General features: G+C 73.1%; 5 protein-coding genes. 4 read left to right on the top strand and 1 reads right to left on the bottom strand.

The window, feature by feature from the left end; translation table 11 throughout:
- From VF665_RS04595 to VF665_RS04580, 4 genes are all read left to right on the top strand, one after another.
- Positions 1-321, top strand: a 321-nt coding sequence (locus tag VF665_RS04595) for a hypothetical protein (RefSeq protein WP_331052235.1), incomplete at its 5' end; no start/stop codon positions are given.
- Positions 322-614: 293 nt separating this feature from the next.
- Entirely contained in the window at positions 615-1238 is a 624-nt protein-coding gene (locus VF665_RS04590; RefSeq protein ID WP_331052234.1) for a penicillin-binding protein activator LpoB, read from the top strand.
- Positions 1239-1254: 16 nt separating this feature from the next.
- Positions 1255-2058, top strand: coding sequence for a hypothetical protein (locus tag VF665_RS04585; protein WP_331052233.1), 804 nt, complete (start codon positions 1255-1257; stop codon positions 2056-2058).
- Complete coding sequence (locus VF665_RS04580; protein ID WP_331052232.1) at positions 2055-3758, top strand: hypothetical protein; 1704 nt, start codon at positions 2055-2057, stop codon at positions 3756-3758. The genes VF665_RS04585 and VF665_RS04580 overlap by 4 nt, the downstream gene beginning before the upstream one ends.
- 126 nt (positions 3759-3884) lie before the next feature.
- On the opposite strand, the gene VF665_RS04575 is transcribed toward VF665_RS04580, so the two are convergent.
- Complete coding sequence (locus VF665_RS04575) at positions 3885-5117, bottom strand: hypothetical protein (protein WP_331052231.1); 1233 nt, start codon at positions 5115-5117, stop codon at positions 3885-3887.
- Positions 5118-5482 lie beyond the last annotated feature (365 nt).

Below are 5482 nucleotides of genomic sequence, written 5' to 3'. Positions count from 1 at the left end.
GTGGACGAGATCGCCGCCGCGCGGGAGGCGCGCCGCGAGGAGCTGGCGCTGGGGCTGGCGAGCGAGGCGCAGACGCTGCTGCGCACGCCCGATCCCTCGCCCGCGGCGCTGCTGCGGCTGGCATCGCTGGTGATGGATGGGTGGAAGCTGCGGCGCGGGATCGATGTCGGCAGCAAGCAGCAGGGGCGCGGCCTGTTCACCGTCATGGCCGCGTCGGAGCCGGAGCTTGCCGGGCTGCTTCGCGGCGCGCTCCCCATCCACACCGCTTCCCGCGGCGCCCTGGCCCGCGCCGCCGGACTCGTCTTTGCGCCCGCTCCGTAGCGGTGCGCTCCTCCCGGCTGTCCCAAACGGCGCGCCGTCGTCGTTCTCCGCATCCGTCGGGTCCGGGGGGACGCTCCCGGCAGCGGGCGCAGACCGTCCCCTGTCCCGCGAAGCGTGTCCGAGAATGTGGACAGCTGCGGAGGGAGGTGCCCGGGGCTTGATCAACCAAGCTGTTGTGCGATAATGTGTTGAGAGACGGGGCCGCCCCGGTACGCCGAATGCCCTGGGTTCCATCCGCAGTTCCTCCCCGCCCGTCCGTACCGATCCAAGCAGAAGAAGCGGAGATTCGATTCATGAACACTCGCACCGGCGGCGTCCGCCGCGCCGCGCTGCTCCTCGCGGGAACGCTGATGGTTTCGGCCTGCGCCACGCAGGTCACCCGCGTGAGCCCCGACCAGCAGATCGACCTGAGCGGCCGATGGAACGACACCGACAGCCGGCTGGTGGCCGATGCCCTGATCCGCGAAAGCTTCCAGGGGCAGGACGGCTCCTGGGCCGCGCGCTACATGGAGGCCCACGGCGGCCGCCGCCCCACGGTGATCGTGGGCTCCGTGCGCAACGGCAGCATGGAGCACATTCCGGTGGGCACCTTTGTGCGCGAGATCGAGCGGGCGTACCTGTCCAGCGGCCAGGTGCAGGTGGTGGCCAGCAACGAGGAGCGTGGCGAAGTGCGCGCCGAGCGCGAAGACCAGCAGCAGAACGCCACGGCCGACACCCGCGCCAGGCTGGCTCGCGAGCGCGGCGCCCAGTACATGCTGCAGGGCGACATCCAGTCCATCGAGGACCGTGAAGCCGGCCGCCGCGTGGTCTACTACCAGGTGGACGCCACGCTGGTGGACATCGAGACCAACGAAAAGGTCTGGACCGGGCAGCACCGCATCAAGAAGATGGTGGAGCGTCCCCGCTTTCGCCTGTAACCGCACGGAGCAGAGCATGATCAAGCCCCTTTCGCTGGCCGCCGTGCTGGTGGCCGCCGCGGCCTGCGCCCCGCGCATGGAGCCCGTGCGCCCCATCTACCGCAACGGCCAGGTGGTGCCCCGCACCTCCGACGCCACCATCGAGGACGCCCGGCTGGACGGCCAGGCCCGTCGCGAGGCCGCCCGCGCCGAAGCGGAGCGCGCCGCCGAAGCCGCGCTGGCCCAGTGCACCGCCGCCACCTGCGATGCCCTCACCCGGGGCGAGCTTGCGCTGGGGATGACGCGCGAGCAGGTGTTCGCCGCCACCGGCAGCACGTCCGCCGCGTGGGAAGAGCGCGGCGGCGGGCGCATCACCACGCTTTCCGCCATGGACGGCGTGCGGGTGGGAGACGCGGTCGCCCCGGTGGCGATGGTGACGCTGGAAGACGGCCGCGTGCGCAGCTACGCCTACCGCGAGCCGCAGGGGCTGCGCCTGGTCGCCTCGCCCGCGGACGCGGGTGCGCGCGGAACGGCGCGCGCCCGCGCCGCCGCCCTGCTGCGCGAGGGCGACGAGCTGGCGCTGGCCGGCCGCTTTGTGGACGCGCTGGACCGCTACGACCGCGCGGACGTGGTGGACGCCGAGAACCCGGAGACCACCATCCGCATCGCCCGCGCGCTGGACAAGCTGCTGCGCCCGCGCGAGGCCGAGCTTCGCTACCAGCTGTTCCTGCACCAGATGGAGCTGGAGACGATCCGCGCGCAGGGCGAGGCGTACGCCCACCTCTCCGCCGCGGTGGTGGAGGCGCGCCAGCGCCTGATCGTTCTGGAACGCGGACGATGATCCCCCTGCGCACCCGCCCCGTGCTCGCCGCCGCCGCGCTCGCGGCGGCGCTGGGGGCCTGCGCGCCGGGCGCGGGGCTGCCCCGCATGCCCGCGCCGGAAACGCTCCCCGAGGGCTCTCCCCTGGCCAGCCAGACACTGTCGCCGTGGGACGCGTGGCTGCGGCACTACGTGATGGCGGGCGCGCCGGACAGTGCCGTGGCGCTGCTGCAGGGGCGCGCCGGCCCGCGCGACGAACTGGTGCGGCGGCTGCAGCTCGCCGTGGTTCTGCACGAGGCCGGGCGCTACCGGGAAAGCAATGCCGCGCTGGACTGGGCCGAGGCGGAGGCGGAGCGCCGCTACACGCGCAGCGTCTCGCAGGCCGCGGGTGCGGTGCTCGTCAACGACGCCTCCATCGCCTACGTGCCGCCCCCGGCGGAGCGCGCCATGGTGCCGTACTACCGCATGCTGAACGACCTGGCGCTGGGCGAGGCCGAGTCCGCCGCGGTGGAGGGGCGGCGTGCGGGCGCGTACTTCACGCAGCTTCAGGACGGGGACGGGCGCCAGCCCTGCGTAGGCGAAGGGCTGGTGGAGTACCTGGCCGGCATCTCCTTCAGCCGCGCCGGGGCGCAGGGGGACGCGCTCGTGTCGTTGCGCCGCGCGGAGGCCGCGTTCGACGGCTGCCCGGGCGCCACCGCTCCGGCGGACCTGGGCGCGCGCCTGTACGCCGCCGCGCGGCGCACGGGTGTCGCGGACGTAGCGGATTCCGCGGCCCGGCGCTACGGCGTCGCGGACGCGCCGGCGGATTCCGGGACGGGCGAGGTCGTCGTCCTGGTGCAGCATGGATGGGTGGCGCACCGCTCCAACGCCGACATCCACGTCCCCATCTTTCCCGACCAGGCGAACGGCATTTCCAACGGCGATCCGGCCGCACTGGCGGACCTGCTGCTGCATGCCGCCGCCAACCTGACCGAGCAGGCGCAGTGGGGCGACGCGTGGGAGGAGCACCCCGTGCAGCAGGTGTCGGACGCCATCGACGGTGCCTACATCATGAAGCTCGCGTGGCCGGTGTACCGGCTGGAGTCGTGCTCCGCGCCGGGCGTGCGTGTGGTGGTGGGCGCGGACACGGTGGCGGCGCCGGTGGCGGGCGACCTGTCGTCGGCCGTGCTGGACCGGTGGGAGCGCACCCGGTCCGCCGCGCTGGCGCGAATGATGGTGCGCGGCACGGCCAAGTACCTCGCCACGCGCGCCATCGAGCGCAAGGCGGAAAAGGAGGGCGGCGAAGACATGGGATGGCTCGCCGGCCGCCTGGCCAACTTCGCGGGCAACCGGCTGGAGCGGGCCGATACGCGAAGCTGGTCGCTGCTCCCGGACCGCGTGTCGGTCGCGCGGGTTTCGCTCCCCGCGGGCGAGCACAATGTCCGCATTCAGGTGATGGGGGCGGATGGGGAGACGCAGTGGGTGGACGTGGGCCCGGTGACCGTCCGCGAGGGCGAAACGAGCGTCGTCACGCGCCGCGTCTGGGGCGCCGAGATGGGCGACCTTGCCGCGCGCTCCCCGGAGATGCGCCAGCTTCGCGCCCGCCGCGAGGCCGCCCCCGCCGACACCCTTCCCGCCATCGACGGGCCGCCTGTCGCGGACGCATCCACCGTGGCCGCCGCTTCGGAATCCACGGCCTCCATGGAAGCCGGGCCCAAGGCGAAGTCCTCCGCCACGCCCTGATCGGGTTTCCCTCGGGAAAGAGAAAGGCCGCCTCACACGTGAGGCGGCCTTCTGCGTTGTCCCATCCTCCGCAACAGCATGTCACGCGGGGACGCGGAGGACGGAAAAGCGGAGAACCGGCGCGCCCTACTGCCCGCGCCCCAACCGCTGGTGAGCGGCAGCGAACTCGCCGGCCGCGAGCGCGCCCACGATGCTGATCTCGCCCGCCAGCGCCACGGCGGCGCAGATCTCGGCGAAGCGGTTGGCGCGCCCCTCGCCCACGCAGTCCAGGATGGACAGGCATTCGCGCGCCGTGGGCAGGCGCGTGCCGCCGCCCACTGTGCCCACGATCAGGTTGGGCAGCGTGAGCGCCACGTACAGGTCGCCGCCGCGCACCTCCATCCGCAGCACGCCCACGCTGGCTTCGCCCACGCACGCCACGTCCTGCCCGCACGCCAGAAAGAGCGCGGCGAGCGCGTTCGCCACGTGGCTGCTGGCCCCCGTGGCGCCGGCCTGCACCCCGCCGATCATCCCCATCCGCCAGCAGTCGCACATGCGCTCGGGCGTGGTACGCAGGCCGCGCTGCACCAGGGCGCGCGGCAGCAGCGCCTCCGCCGTCACCCGCCGCCCGCGCGTGCGCAGAAAAACGCCGCTGGTCGCCTTCTTGTCGCCGCTCAGGTTGCTTTCCACGAACCAGTATTCCGGCCGCACCGGTGTGCGCTCCAGAATGTCGGCGCAGATTGAGGCCGCGGCGAACGTCACCATGTTCTGCCCCGCCGCGTCGCCGGTGCTGAAGGCGAGCAGCAGGTACACACGGTTGGCCTCCACGTACGCGCGCAGGTCCGTCAGCCGCGCAAAGCGGGAGCCCCGGGCCGCCACCGCGCGGAACGCCTCGCCCTGCTCCGCCGCCCACGCCGCGAACGCCGCCGCCTGCGCCAGCGTGGCGAACGCAAAGGCGGGGGCGCGCTGCACCTGCTGGTCCGTCACCATGCACGACACGCCGCCCGCGCGCGAAAGCAGCCGCGCGCCGCGGTCGTAGCTCGCCACCAGGGCGCCCTCGGAGGTGGCGAGCGGCACGTAAACGTCGTCGTGCACGTGCATTCCGTTGATGCGCAGCGGCCCGATGAGTCCCACCGGCACCTGCGCCATGCCGATGAAGTGCTCCACGTTGCCGCGGAACGCCTCTGCATCCACCGGCCCGCCGTTTCCCGCCAGGTGCGGCACCTCGATGCCGCGCTCGCGCAGAAAGGCCAGGCGGCGCTCCTGCCCCGCCGCGCTCCAGTCCAGCGGCGCGGGAACGCGGGGCGGAACGGGCCGCTCGCCGCGCTGCACGGGCCGAAGGCGGCTGTCCCCGTCGTGGTCCGGACCCGGATCGTCCATCGGTCTGCTCGAGTTCCTCATGCGGTAAGACTGGCGCCCCCGCCGCCGATCCGCCAGTTCCGCATGAGCGCGGCTCACACGGGACCATCTGTGGATACGGGCTCGCGCGCGAGAGGCGGGCATCAGTGCGGCCCCCACCCGGGCTCGTACTACTCGCCCACCCTCCCCCAAAACAGACTGGGGGAGGGTTGCTCCGGGCGACAAACTCCGAAGCGCGTACCCAGTGCTCCCTTTCCCAGGTCCTTCTGGGGGAAGGGTTGGGGATCGGGGCCACTCTCCGCCGCGCCGAACCCTCCGACCTGCACCAGACTGCTGTTGGGGTGTGCCCCCTCTCCCACATCTGTTCGTGGGAGAGGGTGGCGAGC

Origin of the sequence: Longimicrobium sp. (assembly GCF_036387355.1) — a bacterium.
Taxonomy (GTDB): Bacteria; Gemmatimonadota; Gemmatimonadetes; order Longimicrobiales; family Longimicrobiaceae; genus Longimicrobium.
This window is presented reverse-complemented; position numbering and strand designations above follow the sequence as displayed.